Here is a 15,308-nt window from a genome sequence, read left to right on the forward strand (position 1 = left end):
AGATGAGCAGGACCACCAGTCGGACCAACGACCCGATGACCCTCTGGCGTGCGATCGAGCAGGCCGGCGGCACGCAGGCCTACGTCGAGGCTCAACTCGCCGAGCGCGGATTCCTGGTCAAGCGGCGCGAGACCGACAAGATGTCGGAGCGCGAGCTCGATGCCTACAAGAAGTCGCTCAAGGCCGAGGCGAAGGAGAAGCGGGCGCTTCAGGCCGACGCCTGGCGGGCCTACAAGACGAGCCACATCGTCTACCTCGGCGAAGGGATCTTCTGGAAGGATGATCCCGGCGGCCCCGATAAGTGGGACCTTCCCCATGCCGAGGAACGCGCGGCCGAGAACGAGCTCCCCCCTTTGGACTCGCCCCGGCAACTGGCCGAGGCCCTCGAGCTGAGCCTGTCCGAGCTCCGCTGGCTGGCCTTCCACCGCGACGCGGCGACCCGAATCCACTACCGCCGGTTCACGATCCCCAAGCGTGACGGCTCTGAACGTGCGATCTGGGCACCCATGCCGAAGCTGAAAAGTGCTCAGCATTGGATCCTTCGAAATATCGCCGAGAAGCTTCTCGTCCATGGCTCGGTCCACGGCTTCCTGCCGGGCCGCTCCACCTTGACCAACGCGGCGGCGCACGCCAACCCGAAGGTCGTGGTCAAGATGGACATCAAAGACTTCTTTCCGACCGTCACCCTACCCCGCGTGCGCGGAATCTTCCGCAAGGCGGGCTACCGCGAGCAGGTCGCCACCCTGCTCGCTCTGATATGCACCGAGTCGCCACGCGAGGTCGTCGAGCATGACGGCCAGACCTATTACATCGCACTCGGCCCGCGCTGTCTCCCGCAAGGCGCTCCCACCAGCCCGGCCTTGACGAACACGCTCTGTCTTCGGATGGATCAACGCCTCAGCGCCCTGGCAAAGCGGTTCGGCTGGCGGTACACCCGCTACGCCGACGACCTGACCTTCAGCCTGCCCCACGACCACAAGGATCAACCGAGGCTCGGCGCCCTGGTCGGCACGGTGCGGCGGGTCGTCGAGGCCGAAGGGTTCACCATTCATCCGAGCAAGACCCGCGTCGCCCGCTCCGGGGCCAGGCAGACGATCACCGGCCTGGTCGTCAACGGCGACCAGGCCCCCCGCGCCCCCCGAAAGTTCCGCCGCGAGCTTCGCGCTGCCATCCACAACAGCCGCAACGGCAAACCCTTGCATGAAGGCGAGTCGCCCACCACCTTGGCCGGTTCCGCAGCTTATGTGTACATGACCGATCCTGAACTTGGCGCGAAGCTGCTCGACGCGATCAAGCAAGAGGCTTGAAGCTTTTTAGAAATGATATGTGTTTTTGTAGTGTGGGGACGGCCCACCACGTTCCGTTTTCAACGGCCCACCAGAGAGCGAGGAATCCCCCTCGTTCCCACGGTCCTCCGTGAGAATGCCGTCCCCGACGCTCCGCGTCGTCTGGCCGTGGCAAGCCGAGGACGCAGAGAGATTGTGATTTTTTTAATCGGAAACTCGACTATAGAGGTCCAAATTCATTGGATCGATCTTCAGTCGGAGTTTGAAGCTCGAGAGAGGCATCAAAAGTCTGTACTTTTGCACCCATTTTACGTCTGTCGTATGAAAAAATCACAACCTCAGAGCGTCCCAGACTTCATTCCCACGGGGGACCGTGGGAACGAGTCGCGAGAGGCTTCCTCGCCCTGGATCGGGTCATTGAAAAAAAACGGAAACGCCTTCGGTCGTAAGGCTTCGTAGGCCAGTCATCCCGGCAATTCGCAGAGCCGAAGGGGCAACCGACCGTCAGTGTCGGATCAAGGCTTGGCTGAGGATATGGTCCCCAGAACCGGAGCCGCGTCGAACGGTTCGGGCGTGGGCTCGACCAGGCTATTGTCGTGGACGAGGGTGCCTTGTGGCCCGACGAAGAAGCTTTGCCCGTCGGCAACCTCGAGATTGAACACCGGCTGAACCGCTTCGTACTTGATCGAGAGGACCTTCGCCACGCCGTTGAGCGTTCGAATGGTATCGCCGGGGGTGAGGTCGCGGGCCATCGTCCAGCCCTTCCCCGCCTTCCAGAAGCGATGGATTCCGGTGGCGATGGTCGACTCCCCCTCTCCCTCCAGTTCGAGCCGGAGGGTTGCCGCGGGCGGGTTGTGGAAGACGGCCAAGACGGGATCAAAGTTTAACGTCCCGGTCCGGGTGTTCTGCGAGAGGACCCGGTCGCCGACCTGGATCGACTCGATCTTGCGGAGGCCGTCCAAGGTATGAACCAATGTGCCCGCCCCGAAGCACGAGTGATGAGTCAGGACCACGGGCGGTTCTATCATCTGGGTAAACGTGGGTTTGGACTCGGGGTCGAGCTCGGTGGACTTGTACTGATAACCTTGCTGGTCACTCCACCAGGTCCTCCACGCGTCCTGATTTTCACCCAGTTCCTGACCGGTGACTGATTCGAGGACGGGAAGAGCCAGCATGTTTCTCGCATGAGTGGTCGTGTTGACGGCCACGATCTCGTTGACGTCGTTGATGAGCTTGGCCTGCGCGACGTCGGCGTCGCGTTGAGACGCGTTCACGACGTTGGCAATTTGGGCGTCGCGGCGGACCGCAGCCCCCGTCGCCGCCAGGACCGGGGAAGCGGTGCCGTTCACGCCGTTGCGTCCGAACTGTCCCGCGAGAATCCCGACCGCGGCACTCGGGTTGTTGACGATGCCTTTCACGCTCGCGGCCGAAACGGTGCCCGTGGGGGCGCCCGGCGCGCCGTTCGCCAGCCAGAGATTTTGGGGGGTGAAGGGCTCGAAGGGGATCGAGGAATCAAACAAGCGCGGTGGGATTCGCTCGAACGGGATCGGTTGCGTGGTGTAGACCCGTCGCACGTTGAATTGCTTGCCTTCAATGAAGAGGACCCCTTGGCTGCCGGGTCCGTTCACCGGCCGCACTTCATACTTGATCGGGTCGCGCAGAAGCTCGACCAGGAGGGTGACGAAGTCGCGCGGGTCGCGTCGTTTGAGGGTCTCGGTCGCCACCCGCCGGACCTCGGCCGATTTGCCGAAGACCGAGAGGGTCGCCAGGGCCCGCGAGGCGGTCCCCGCGTCGATCTGGCCGAGCATCTGGACCGCGACGAGTTGTCGGGCCGCGTCACCGGAGGCGAAGAGCGCCCAGATCATCGGCACCGCGCGCGGGTCGGTCACCTCGGTCAGCCGCCGCTCCGCGATCTCCCGGGTGCGGCTCTCCGGCAGTCGTTCCCGCCATTTCTCGAGGAGCGGCCGCCAGTGCCGATCGGCCTTTTTTTGTTCTTCGACGTTCCGCTTGAGGGTGGCGATCTGCTCTTCGGTCATCCAGCGACCGTCCTGCTTCTTGCAACCCAACCGCTTCCAGGCGGCGTCACGCGCGGGGTCCAGCCGGGTCACGGCCGTCAGGTGTGCGGTCGCCTCGGCCTTCAGGCCGTGCTTCTCGCACCAGAGGGCCAGGTCCCAGTGCCCGTCGGCCGTACGGTGCATCGTTTCCCGCTTCGCGTTGTATTCGGCGAGGGTGGCGGTCAAGGTGGCGTCGGCCCGCACCTTGTCGCGGATCGTCTCGGGGCGCTGCCACTGGCCGCCATAAGAGACCAGGCCCATCAGGCCACGCGCCACGGAGTGTTTGGGCTCGGTCACGACGGCGATGGCCAGGTGCTTGAGCCGCTCGGCCTGGAGCCCGTGCTCCTCGCACCAGAGCGCGAGCTTCACATGCGCATTGGGATCGCGGCCCACCGTTGCGCTGGCCGTCTCGTAGGATTTTAGGTCTTCGGCAAGTGAACTTGAGCGGCTTTCGGGGCTGGCCGCTATCAAAATGGTACCGACGAGAAGCGTGCCAAGCATCGCGAGTCCTCCGCCAATCGAAGCCGGATAAGACATGTCCCTGCTGATCCTATCGAGCCCCCAGGAACGAAACAACGTGGAGCCGGTGGCCATGCACCTAAAGGGGGTAAGACGGAGAACCTGGAAAACCCATCAAGGCTGGCGACCGGGTACCCATCTTCACTGAACTTTTCAGACCTCCGCGCTGAAGTGCCTGGCGAGTCTTGCCCCTCGCGCCCCCCGGAAGTTTCGCCGCGAGCTCCGCGCGGCCATCCACAACAGCCGGAACGGCAAGCCGCCCCATGACGGCGTCTCCCCCACCACCCTGGCCGGTTCCGCCGCTTATGTATACATGTCCGATCCCGAGCTCGGCGCGAGGTTTCTTGAGGCCATCAAACAAGAGGCTTGAAGTTCTCACGAAGCGGCCGTTGCCGGCGATGTCCAGCATGAAGGTATTTGTCCAGCATGAAGGTATTATAGGAGCCTGGCCACCATTCCATCCCCGCGCCGCGACCAACGGCTCGGCCTTGACAGGCGGGGGAAGGAACGGCCCCGCTTGCGTCAGGGATAGGAGGGGCCGCGCCAGCGGGTCGCCCGGCTTCGGGCGACGGAACCCCCGGATAGCCCGCCCGGACGCCCAGTTGGCAAGCCAGGCACCCCCTTTGCCCTCTTCTTCCCGCTCATCGGGCGCGGTAAAATCGAGCAAAGACCCACGGCGACGGCAGGCAGGTAAACCAATGGCCAAAGAGGATATCGGGGAACGCGGCGAGTGGCTTTTCAAGCTCCTCATGACCGAACTCTGCGGTCGCCCCGACCCGTACTTCCGGCCGCGCTTCCTGGGTGAGAAGTACCCTACGTTCGACTTCATCATCGAAGTCGTGGATCAGCCGTCCTGCTTCTTCTTCGTCCAGGTCAAGGGCACTACACTCGGCTACACGGTGAAGGAGAACCGGCTCCGGGTTCAGGTGAACCAGGACGACGTCGATCTCATGGTCGCTTATCCCGCGCCCACTTACGTGGTCGGAATCGACGTGAACCAGAACGGCGTCGGATACCTCCTGTCCGTGAACGAGCCCCGCGACAACGTGGCGAGCCTGACCACCCAGTTCCCGATCGATTGCAATGCCCTGAAGGATCTGAGAGACGAGGTGATCGGGTTCTGGTCGACGCGGAACATGGTGCTTGCCGGGTCGCGCTTCAAGGAATAGGAACCAAGCATGCCAACCACATCCGAGCCTTGGTTCGTCGCAGAGCGAAGCGAAGCACTGGCCGGGCTCCTGCTCACCTCCCGCAAAGACGTCCGCATCCGGCAGGAGCGGAAGCTCGATACCGGTCTGGACTTCATCGTGGAGATCGCAACCGACGATCCGCTCTCGATACAGCAGTTTGTGGTCCAGGTGAAGGGCACCACGTCATCCAATCCCAGCGACTGGATGCAGGACGTGAAGCAACTCTTCAGGGGGCCGGGCAGCCCGGTCTACCTCCCGGTATGCGCGTTCGTGGTCAATGTCCGCGACAACAAGGCGGTGTACGCCTGGGTGGCCGAGCCGCTTGTCGAGGCAAACGGCGTCAAGCTCCAGTTCCATGAGCAGGGCGACTTCCAGCCGCTGGACACGGCGGCGGTCGGCGAGATCATCGACCGGGTGAAAGCCTGGTACGAGGCACTTCCGAGACAGCTTACGCCCAGCTGAGGCCCATAACCGCGACCGGTCAGTCCCATGCGAACCGCGGCATCTGGCCGCCTGGTGGCTTCCATTCCTCCCAGTCGGTGGCTAGCTCCTCTTCCGGCGTCGGGGAGAACGGGAAATAGGAACCGCTGGGGAAGCCCTCGGTATTGTCGAGCCAGTAGCGGACCGGCGAGGTTTCACCGCGCGGGCCGGTGTTTTCGAGCACGATGATTCATTCAGGCGGCCACTCCGTGCGGAGGAAACGAGCCGATGGCCATGCACCTAAAGGGGGCAAGACGGAGAACCTGGATAACCCGTCAAGGCTGGCGGCCGGTCACCCATCTTCACTGAATATCCCAGACCTCGCCGCTGAAGTGCATGGCGACTCTTGCTCCTTCCCCATGACGGCGTCTCCCCCACCACCCTGGCCGGTTCCGCCGCTTATGTGTACATGACCGATCCCGAGCTCGGCGCGAGGTTTCTTGAGGCCATCAAGCAAAAGGCTTGAAGTTCTCACGAAGCGGCCGTTGTCGGCGATGTCCAGCATGAAGGCGTCGCCGTACTGGCGGTGGCACGCGTCGAGCAGGCCGGGCGGACTCCGGACCGTTCAGCGTCCCTCTCCCAAGGGGGCGGTGCGAGCTGGCCACTGAATCGGGCTTCGGCAGCGAGATGTCCGGGGATCCTCACCCGACATCTCGGTTGCCGCCACCGTTGTGGACGCGCGCCACGGATCGGGTCAGGATCGTCGGAACCGGCGATTGAACTGGCCGTTGTCCTGGCCGTCGACGTCGCCGTCCCCGTCGAAGTCGAAGTACCAGAGGTACGAGGGCTCACAGGCACTGGTCCGGAATGCGGATCGGAATCGCTCGCGGTCCTCGGCGTCCACATCGCCGTCGCCGTCCGAGTCGCCGAACAGCCGGGAGACTCGGACCAACCGATCGCCCCCCGCCGAGCCGTTGCCGTCGCCATCCAACTCGCGGCCCCAGCGATCGTGAACCCGGTCCGCCCGAACCGTCAGGGTGTAGTTTCCGTCCGCGAGCGAATTGCCGACGAACTCCGGCCCGGCAAAGCTGAGCACGGCCGCCGTCCGGCCGCCGACCACGGAAACGTCGAGCAGGAAGTGAATCGGGGTGCCGTCCTGCCGGCGCAGTTCGATCGCCCCGGGGTCGAGGACCGCGGCCCCGTCGAAGGTGACGGTGATGCGGTTGACCATGGAACGCTGGGCGGAGCCGTCATTGATGACGACGCTCTCGACCTTTCGGGGTGCTCCCGCCAGCGCGTCGTCGGTGCCTTCGTACAGGGTTCGCACCCGGTAGGAGCGGTACTCGGGCGAGGCGACCTTGAGGACGTAACTCGGGGTCCCGTCCGGCAGGACCTCGATCGTTTGGCCGAACTGTCTCGGGGGTGGCACATCGCCCTGGCTTCCGGACATGAACGAATAATTCCTGTTCGAGAGCCGTTGGGCGGACCCGAGGCGGAACGAATAGTCGCCCAGGTCGGCGTTGAGCACCAGGGTCGCCGTCATCGTGGTCTCGTCGAGCGTCCACACCTGTCCGCGGCTGTTGGCGGCGGGGTCACTCGCCTGGCGCGTGTTGCCGTTGTCGAAGAGGATCAGCGTGTGGTCGTCGATGTAGTGGGCGTTGTGCTGGTGAGAGAACCACGGGTTCGGGTCCGCGGAGTTGACGGTGAAGTCGCTGCCTGCGCCCAGCCGCCAGATGACATGGCCGTCGCCGGCCCCGTTCTCGTAGTCGATCTTGATCACCCAGTCCTGGTGGCGGACGGAAAGGATCAGGTTGCCGTCCGTGGGCGACAAGGACACGGCGTTCACGTGCAGCCAATCGACTGCGGGGAGGAGAGGGACGACGCCCGTCGGTTCCGGGGAACCCGGTTGCGTGACCTCGCCCAGGACGGGCCCGCGGTGGACGTCCAGGTGGTCGAAGGCGTCCCAGGCCCACTTCACCTGGAAATTGGTGTCGAGCACGAGGACCATTTCACCCACGTAGTGGGTGGGAGTGCCGTTAACGTCGATGGTCCGCTCCGGGTACGCGAGCGCGACCGTGGTCCCGTCGGCCAGCCGCTGGACGTCGTGGTGGAAGGCGTGGACCGGCTCGAACCCCAGCGCCGCGAGCTGGGCGTTCACCGCCGCGAGGTTGGTCTCCCGCACGGGGTTGCCGGCCAGGTCGATCTCCCGCAAGACGTTCGGCGCGGTCGGTATGGGTGTGTAGCGATCGACTCCGTTGAGCAGGAGCGTGCCCCCGGGAACGAGGCTCTGGCCCACCTTGGCGAGGGTGAAGCCGGATTGGGAGAGGTCGTAGTACCATGTCACCAGCCCCGACAGATCCGTCGCCACGAGCGAAGGGGCTTGGGGGTTTCCCTGGATGAGCTGGTGGAAGATCATATCCTGGTTCGGGTCACTCTCGGGACCTGGGGGCTGCTGCACGGTGAAGGCGGGGATGGTCAAGTTCGCGGGGATACTCCCCGTCGTGAAGGACAGGGGCACGGAGCCGGTGTCGTCGCTGAAGACGTGCCGCATCTCGTAGGTCGTGTTGGGCAGCATCCCCGCGATGAAGATATTGCTGCTCTTCCCCGGCACGACGGCGCGCGTGTCCGTGTTCCTCCAGGCTGGGTCGTCGCTCGCCACCGCGAACTGGACGAAGACCGAGCGGGCCGAGGACGGCGGGACGCTGTACAGGGCCACGAGCGGGTTAGCCGTCGGCGTGACGACTGCCTGCGAGCCGGTCACTCGCGAAGCGACCTCATCCGTCACCACCGCGGAAGCGGTCTCGCTCGCCTGGTAGCCGTCCTTGACGTTGACCCGGATGTCGTAGGCGCCCTCCTGCATCGGGGTCCAGGCGAAGCGGTTGCTGGGACTGAAGTCGCGGACGACGTGGAAGGTGCCGCCGTGAGGCGCGGCGCTGAACTGGTAGACGGGGTTGACCCCAACATCGACGGCCGTGGCCGTCCAGGTCACGCTCTCGCCGATCAAAGGGGAATCGTCACTCGGAGCCAGCGCAACGGTGCCGGACAGCAGGCTGCGGTCCTCCAGGGCTTCAACCCAGAGCCGGGCGGAGTGTCGCCGGGGAGATCGTGGAACCGACGAACCCGGACAGTGGGGTTTCCGGTCGCGGACGGATGAACCTAACCACATGATAGCCTCCTTCGCGGATAGGGTCTGCGATCGAATGACAACGGCTCCCTCAGCGCGCAGACCGAGCGCTGGGGCGGTCTTACCACGCCCGTTCAGGTTCTTCTCAAGGGGAGGGACTCACCGGCCGCCTGGCTTCATTCGCGAACGACCGGGCACCTCCCCCAAACGCGACAGATCCCAAATCTTGGCCGTGTAATCGTGGCTCCCCGAGATCAGGCTCCGGCCGTCGGGGCTGAACGCCACGCTGGTGACGAGGCCGGTATGACCGCGGAGGTTGAGGAGCAGATCTCCGGTGTCGCTGTCCCACACCTTCACGGTGCTGTCCTCACCCGCCGAGGCGACCCACCGACCGGAGTCGGGGCTGAAGGCCACGGCGTAGACGTCTCCGCTGTGTCCCGGGAGGTTCTTCTTTGACGGGAAGGTTCGCAGCTCCTCCCCGGTCTGCACGTTCCAGACCTTGACCGTGCTCCCCTCGCCCCCCGTCGCCAGACGTTGGCTGTCCGGGCTGAACGCGACGTTCAGCCACTGACCGCGGACCCCGACCGTGAGGATCAGGCGGGCGTCTTGCGTCTCCTCCAGGCGGGTGGCGTCCCAGAGCTTGACCTCTCCCAGGTCGCTCACCGAGGCCAGATGCCGACGGTCGGGGCTGAAGACCAGTCTCCGGACCGGCCGTCGATGGGTGCCGAGCGGAGGACCGACGGGCCGGCCATTCCGCCCGTCCCAGACCTGCACCGTCCCGTTTCCCCTCCCCGTGACCAGGTAGCGGCTGTCGGGTTCGGGGCTGTAAATCACGGAGAAGAACTCCAGGGCGCCGAGGATCGCGTCCGGGAGCGTGAAGTCTTCCCGCCCGGTCTGCGGGTCCCAGACCTTGACCGTGAAGAGCCCGCCCTCCGCTCCGGCGGAGGCGACCCGCCGACCGTCGGGCCGCCAGGCCGTGTCGAAGACGATGTCCCTGTGGCCGTCAAACCCTGCGCTGACCACCCGTCCGGTCCGCGGATCCCAAACCGTGGGAGGCGCGTTGAGGCCGGCCGAAACGACAAGCTGGCCGTCGGGGCTGATCGACTGGTTCCAGATTTCCTGGCCTTGCTGCGTGAAGGTCAGGCGTTCCCGACCCTCGTTCCCCAGGAGTGGGGTCGCGTCCCAGATGCGGATGGTCCAGTCCTTGCCGGCCGAGGCGAGCCGGAGGCCGTCCGGGCTAAACGCCACACACGCGCAGGCGCCGGTGTGTCCACGGAGGACGAGGACCTCCCGACCGGTCGTCGCATCCCAGACCCGCACGGTTTTGTCTTCGCCGGCCGAGGCGAGGCGGAGGCCGTCCGGGCTGAAGACGGTCCCCAGGACGAGCCTGCGGTGCCGGAGCGTGCGGAGCAGCCTGCCGGTCGTCGTATCCCAGACGTCCACGCGGCGGGCGTAGCTCGACGTGGCGAGCCGCGCCCCGTCCGGACGCCCGGCGTTCGGGCCGAACGACAGTGCCGTGACAGGATGGTGGATTTCACGGGATTCCGCGAAGATCGAGAGCGGCTCGCCCCCCGCTCCCGCATCCCAGAGCCTCACTCTCCCCCGCCAGGCCCCCGTTGCAAGCCGCTGCCCGTCGCGACTGAACGCCACGCTGATCGGCCGCTTCTCGTGCCCGGGGAAGCTGTGCAAGGGTCGATCGTTCCTCCAGTCCCAGGTCGTCACCACACCGTCCGATCCCGCCGCGAGCTGTCGGCCGTCGGGGCTGAACACCGCGGCATAGGCGGTCCCGAAGACGTGGTGGGGACGGCTCGGGCGATCGAACATCGGGAGGCCGGTCGTCAAGTCCCAAATCTTGACCCGATCGTCCGCGCCGACGGAGGCCAGGTGCAGGCCGTCGGGGTGGTACGCGATGCTGGAGGCATAGCCGCTGTGAGCCTTCCCGATGGTCCGGATGAGCTGGCCCGTTCTGCTGTCCCAGACCTTGATGGCTCCGTCCCCGTCCGCCGCGGCGAGGAAACGGCCGTCCGGGCTGAACGCCACGCTATTGACCTCGGCCTCGTCCCGCAGGATGAGCGGATCCTCCCGGCAGAGCCGCTTGAGGTAATGCCACTCCCACGCGCGGAGGTCTTCCGGACACTCGCCGAGGAGCTCGGAGGCGCGGAGGAGGTCGTCCGCCGCCAGTTCGCGGTGGGCCAGCGCGATCCGGTGGAAGTACCCATCCCGCCGCAGATCCTCCTTGGCCCGGGTCTCGGCTAGCAGCGCGCTTGCCGTCACTCGTTGCTCGTACGCGATCCAGAGCGTGCTCGTCGCCAGGCCCACCACCGCCAGGGCCACGGCAGCCGCGCTCACCGCCACGCTCCGGTGCCGCCGGATGAGCTTGCGGAAGCGGTATACCGCCGACGGCGGGCAGGCCAGCACCGGCTCGTCGTCGAGGTAGCGCCGGAGATCGGCCGCGACCCCGGCGGCCGTCTCGTAGCGCCGGGAGCGGTCCTTCTCCAGGCACTTCATCACGATCCAGTCCAGATCGCCCCGGACCAGCCTGGTCAGCCGGGCCGGTTCCATCCGCCGCTGTGCCGAGAGCGACGGCAGCGAATCATTCGAATCCGAGATCCGCGTGCTCGGCCTGGGCGGCTCCTCCTCGCGGATCAGTCGTCGCATCTCGTCCCACGACGCCCGGTGGAATGACTCGCGGTCGAAGGGCGTCGTGCCGGTCAGCAGTTCGTACAGCAGCACGCCGAGCGAGTAGATGTCGCTGCGCGTGTCCACGTCCACACCCGACAGCGCCGCCTGCTCGGGGCTCATGTACAAGGGGGTGCCGATCAATTGCGCGAACGCGGTGAACAGCGTCCGCTCGGTGAGCTTCTGGCCGATCGCCTTGGCCACGCCGAAATCAATGACCTTGGGCACCGCGGCGCCGTCGACGACCGTCACCAGGACGTTGGAGGGTTTGAGGTCGCGGTGGATGACGCCCTTCTGGTGCGCGTGCTGTACCGCCTGGCAGACGTCGCCGAACAGTCCCAGACGCTCGCGGATGGTGAGCTTCTCGCGGTCACAGTAGTCGGTGATCGGGATCCCGCGGACCAGCTCCAGGACGAAGTAGGGACGTCCCGATTCCGTGGTGCCGGCGTCGAGGACCTTGGCGATGTTCGGGTGATCCATCAAGGCCAGCGCCTGTCGCTCGGCCTCGAACCGGGCGATCACCTGGCGGCTGTCCATCCCGGCCTTGATAAGCTTCATCGCGACGGTCCGGCGCAACGGCTCGGTCTGCTGGGCCATCCACACCGTGCCCATGCCGCCTTCGCCGATCGGCTCCAGGAGCTTGTACGGGCCGATCACCGCGCCGGGGGCTTCGGCGGGTCGGCCCTCGAAGGCGGCTGTCGTCTCGAGCGCCGGACGCTCGAGGAAGCTGCCGCGGTCGGCGCGGGCCTCGAGCAGGCGCTCGACCTGTCGGCGCCGCTCGGTGTCGAGGCCGCATGCCTCGTCGAGGTAGGCGGCGCGTGCCTCGTGGTCGTCGCGCTCCAGGGCGGCGAAGTAGATCACCTCGAGGCCATCGTCGAAAGTCTTACGCGTCATCGCGATACCCCCACCCCGGAGGGCCTGGCGGCCTATCTATACTCAACGTGCGTAAAACGGACGCGGCGCGCCTCACCGTCGCGGCGATTCTTACGAAGAAGCCCGGCGGGGACCTCGGCCCTGGAGCTCGCAGTAGAGCCAGGACCGCGCGTAATCCCAGTGCCGGGCGGCGGTCGCTCGGGAGATGCCGAGGGCCTCGGCGGCCTCCTCGACCGACAGGCCGGCGAAGTAGCGGAGCTTGACCAACTCGGCCTTCCCGGGGTCCTCGCGGGCGAGGCGGGTCAAGGCCTCGTCGAGGGCGAGCAGGTCCTCGGCAGGGGCGCCGTCCGGACCGTCCGGGATGTCGATTCCGTCAAGTTTGACTCGGCTGTGCGCGCCCCCGCGCTTCTGGGCCTTCTTCCGGCGTGCGTTCTCGATGAGGATGCGGCGCATCGCCTCGGCCGCCGCGGCCAGGAAGTGGTTTCGGCCGCTCCAACCGGCCTGGCCCTGGCCCCGGGCCGAGCCGACGAGCCGCACATAGGCCTCGTGGACCAGGGCCGTGGCTTGAAGCGTCTGCCCTGGCCGCTCTTGCGCCAGACGTTGCGCCGCCAGCAGTCGCAGCTCGTCATACACAAGCGGCAGGAGCTGCTCGGCCGCCGTCGGATCACCCTGCTCGACGGCCGAGAGGAGGCCGATCAGGTCCTTCATCGGTGCGGGCCCCGGGGGCCGCCTCGCTCCCTCCATCCGAGTGGGCTGGGACACAGTCGCCCGGCGACTGTTCACTCCGTAAGACCTGGGGGGGAGGGTGCAGCCGGCTCCAGCTTAACCCCCGCCGCACGATGGGGATAGCCCTCACGGCCCGTCGCCGATTTCGCCAATCTCTCCGGCCTCTTGTCGCCCGGCGGCTGCGGATCCGCTGGGGTAGGAGTGATATGTGCTTTTTTAGGGTAGGCATTGCCCACCAGGTTTTGCTGTTACTCCCTCGAAACGCAGCAGGCCGAAGCCTACCCTACAAGAATCGAAACGCCTTCGGTCGTAGACTTCGTAGGCCAGTCATCCCTGTAATTTGCAGCCCGGAAGGGGCGATCGTCAGGGCCGGATCAAGGCTTGGCTGAGGATACGGTCCCCAGAACCGGAGCCGCGTCGAACGGTTCGGGCGTGGGCTCGACCAGGCTGTTGTCGTGGACGAGGGTGCCTCGAGGCCCGACGAAGAAGCTTTGCCCGTCGGCTACCTCAAGATTGAACACGGGCTGAACTGCTTCGTCCTTGATCGAGACGATCTTCGCCACGCCGTTGAGCGTTCGGATGGTATCGCCGGGGGTGAGGTCGCGGGCCATCGTCCAGCCCTTCCCCGCTTTCCAGAAGCGATGGATCCCGGTGGCGATGGTCGACTCCCCCTCGCTCTCCAGCTCGATCCGGAGGGTCGCCGCGGGCGGGTTGTGGAAGACGGCCAGGACGGGATCAAAGCTCAACGTCCCGGTCCGGGTGTTCTGCGAGAGAACCCGGTCGCCGACCTGGATCGACTCGATCTTGCGGAGGCCGTCCAAGGTATGAACCAATGTGCCCGCCCCGAAGCACGAGTGACGAGGCTGAGTGTTCGGCGTTTCTACCATTTGGGTAAACGTGGGTTTGGACTCGGAGTCGAGCTCGGTGGACTTGTACTGATAACCCTGCTGGTCGCTCCACCAGGTCTTCCACGCGTCTTGATTTTCACCCAGTTCCTGACCGGTGACTGATTCGAGGACGGGAAGAGCCAGCATGTTTCTCGCATGAGTGGTCGTATTGACGGCCACGATCTCGTTGACGTCGTTGATGAGCTTGGCCTGCGCGACGTCGGCGTCGCGTTGAGACGCGTTCACGACGTTGGCAATTTGGGCGTCGCGGCGGACCGCAGCCCCCGTCGCCGCCAGGACCGGGGAAGCGGTGCCGTTCACGCCGTTGCGTCCGAACTGTCCCGCGAGAATCCCGACCGCGGCACTCGGGTTGTTGACGATGCCTTTCACGCTCGCGGCCGAAACGGTGCCCGTGGGGGCGCCCGGCGCGCCGTTCGCCAGCCAGAGATTTTGGGGGGTGAAGGGCTCGAAGGGGATCGAGGAATCAAACAAGCGCGGTGGGATTCGCTCGAACGGGATCGGTTGCGTGGTGTAGACCCGTCGCACGTTGAATTGCTTGCCTTCAATGAAGAGGACCCCTTGGCTGCCGGGTCCGTTCACCGGCCGCACTTCATACTTGATCGGGTCGCGCAGAAGCTCGACCAGGAGGGTGACGAAGTCGCGCGGGTCGCGTCGTTTGAGGGTCTCGGTCGCCACCCGCCGGACCTCGGCCGATTTGCCGAAGACCGAGAGGGTCGCCAGGGCCCGCGAGGCGGTCCCCGCGTCGATCTGGCCGAGCATCTGGACCGCGACGAGTTGTCGGGCCGCGTCACCGGAGGCGAAGAGCGCCCAGATCATCGGCACCGCGCGCGGGTCGGTCACCTCGGTCAGCCGCCGCTCCGCGATCTCCCGGGTGCGGCTCTCCGGCAGTCGTTCCCGCCATTTCTCGAGGAGCGGCCGCCAGTGCCGATCGGCCTTTTTTTGTTCTTCGACGTTCCGCTTGAGGGTGGCGATCTGCTCTTCGGTCATCCAGCGACCGTCCTGCTTCTTGCAACCCAACCGCTTCCAGGCGGCGTCACGCGCGGGGTCCAGCCGGGTCACGGCCGTCAGGTGTGCGGTCGCCTCGGCCTTCAGGCCGTGCTTCTCGCACCAGAGGGCCAGGTCCCAGTGCCCGTCGGCCGTACGGTGCATCGTTTCCCGCTTCGCGTTGTATTCGGCGAGGGTGGCGGTCAAGGTGGCGTCGGCCCGCACCTTGTCGCGGATCGTCTCGGGGCGCTGCCACTGGCCGCCATAAGAGACCAGGCCCATCAGGCCACGCGCCACGGAGTGTTTGGGCTCGGTCACGACGGCGATGGCCAGGTGCTTGAGCCGCTCGGCCTGGAGCCCGTGCTCCTCGCACCAGAGCGCGAGCTTCACATGCGCATTGGGATCGCGGCCCACAGTTGCGCTGGCCGTCTCGTAGGATTTCAGGTATTCGGCAAGTGAACTTGAGCGGCTTTCGGGGCTGGCCGCCATCAAAATGGTGCCGACGAGAAGCGTGCCAAGCATCGCGAGTCCTCCGCCAATCGAAG

At 65.9% G+C, this 15,308-nt stretch carries 9 protein-coding genes; 3 read left to right on the plus strand and 6 right to left on the minus strand.

The window, feature by feature from the left end:
• Nucleotides 1-2 precede the first annotated feature (2 nt).
• Nucleotides 3-1,307, plus strand: coding sequence for a reverse transcriptase family protein (locus BUS42_RS27435; protein WP_074312345.1), 1,305 nt, complete (start codon nucleotides 3-5; stop codon nucleotides 1,305-1,307).
• Nucleotides 1,308-1,801: 494 nt separating this feature from the next.
• Here BUS42_RS27435 and BUS42_RS27440 read toward each other — a convergent pair whose 3' ends face one another.
• Nucleotides 1,802-3,877, minus strand: coding sequence for a polymorphic toxin-type HINT domain-containing protein (locus BUS42_RS27440; RefSeq protein ID WP_254053826.1), 2,076 nt, complete (start codon nucleotides 3,875-3,877; stop codon nucleotides 1,802-1,804).
• A 680-nt stretch (nucleotides 3,878-4,557) separates the two neighbouring features.
• Between BUS42_RS27440 and BUS42_RS27450 the strand changes: the two genes are divergently transcribed.
• Both BUS42_RS27450 and BUS42_RS27455 read left to right on the plus strand, forming a co-directional pair.
• Entirely contained in the window at nucleotides 4,558-5,028 is a 471-nt protein-coding gene (locus tag BUS42_RS27450; protein ID WP_074312349.1) for a hypothetical protein, read from the plus strand.
• Between the two features lie 9 nt (nucleotides 5,029-5,037).
• A complete protein-coding gene (locus BUS42_RS27455) occupies nucleotides 5,038-5,511 on the plus strand; it encodes a DUF4365 domain-containing protein (RefSeq protein ID WP_074312351.1) in 474 nt (157 codons plus the stop codon).
• Nucleotides 5,512-5,530: 19 nt separating this feature from the next.
• On the opposite strand, the gene BUS42_RS27460 is transcribed toward BUS42_RS27455, so the two are convergent.
• The 5 genes from BUS42_RS27460 to BUS42_RS27485 form a co-directional block, all read right to left on the minus strand.
• A complete protein-coding gene (locus BUS42_RS27460; RefSeq protein ID WP_074312353.1) occupies nucleotides 5,531-5,713 on the minus strand; it encodes a PDDEXK family nuclease in 183 nt (60 codons plus the stop codon).
• Nucleotides 5,714-6,223: 510 nt separating this feature from the next.
• Nucleotides 6,224-8,635, minus strand: coding sequence for an aryl-sulfate sulfotransferase (locus tag BUS42_RS27470; RefSeq protein ID WP_074312357.1), 2,412 nt, complete (start codon nucleotides 8,633-8,635; stop codon nucleotides 6,224-6,226).
• A gap of 117 nt (nucleotides 8,636-8,752) precedes the next feature.
• The gene (locus BUS42_RS27475) at nucleotides 8,753-12,166 is read right to left on the minus strand and encodes a WD40 repeat domain-containing serine/threonine protein kinase (protein ID WP_074312359.1); all 3,414 of its coding nucleotides are present in this window, start codon (nucleotides 12,164-12,166) and stop codon (nucleotides 8,753-8,755) included.
• Between the two features lie 90 nt (nucleotides 12,167-12,256).
• Nucleotides 12,257-12,853, minus strand: a complete 597-nt coding sequence (locus tag BUS42_RS27480; RefSeq protein ID WP_074312361.1) for a sigma-70 family RNA polymerase sigma factor — start codon at nucleotides 12,851-12,853, stop codon at nucleotides 12,257-12,259.
• Nucleotides 12,854-13,245: 392 nt separating this feature from the next.
• Nucleotides 13,246-15,285, minus strand: coding sequence for a polymorphic toxin-type HINT domain-containing protein (locus BUS42_RS27485; RefSeq protein ID WP_074312363.1), 2,040 nt, complete (start codon nucleotides 15,283-15,285; stop codon nucleotides 13,246-13,248).
• Nucleotides 15,286-15,308: the final 23 nt, after the last annotated feature.

Source organism: Singulisphaera sp. GP187 (assembly GCF_900129635.1).
Classification (GTDB): domain Bacteria; phylum Planctomycetota; class Planctomycetia; order Isosphaerales; family Isosphaeraceae; genus Singulisphaera.

What these genes read in the sequence shown, in the direction of transcription:
- BUS42_RS27435 (WP_074312345.1), top strand. Translation starts at nt 3, where the DNA reads ATGAGCAGGACCACCAGTCGGACCAACGACCCGATGACCCTCTGGCGT.
- BUS42_RS27475 (WP_074312359.1), bottom strand. Translation starts at nt 12,166, where the DNA reads ATGACGCGTAAGACTTTCGACGATGGCCTCGAGGTGATCTACTTCGCC.
- BUS42_RS27480 (WP_074312361.1), bottom strand. Translation starts at nt 12,853, where the DNA reads ATGAAGGACCTGATCGGCCTCCTCTCGGCCGTCGAGCAGGGTGATCCG.
- BUS42_RS27440 (WP_254053826.1), bottom strand. Translation starts at nt 3,877, where the DNA reads ATGTCTTATCCGGCTTCGATTGGCGGAGGACTCGCGATGCTTGGCACG.
- BUS42_RS27485 (WP_074312363.1), bottom strand. Translation starts at nt 15,285, where the DNA reads ATGCTTGGCACGCTTCTCGTCGGCACCATTTTGATGGCGGCCAGCCCC.
- BUS42_RS27455 (WP_074312351.1), top strand. Translation starts at nt 5,038, where the DNA reads ATGCCAACCACATCCGAGCCTTGGTTCGTCGCAGAGCGAAGCGAAGCA.
- BUS42_RS27450 (WP_074312349.1), top strand. Translation starts at nt 4,558, where the DNA reads ATGGCCAAAGAGGATATCGGGGAACGCGGCGAGTGGCTTTTCAAGCTC.
- BUS42_RS27470 (WP_074312357.1), bottom strand. Translation starts at nt 8,635, where the DNA reads ATGTGGTTAGGTTCATCCGTCCGCGACCGGAAACCCCACTGTCCGGGT.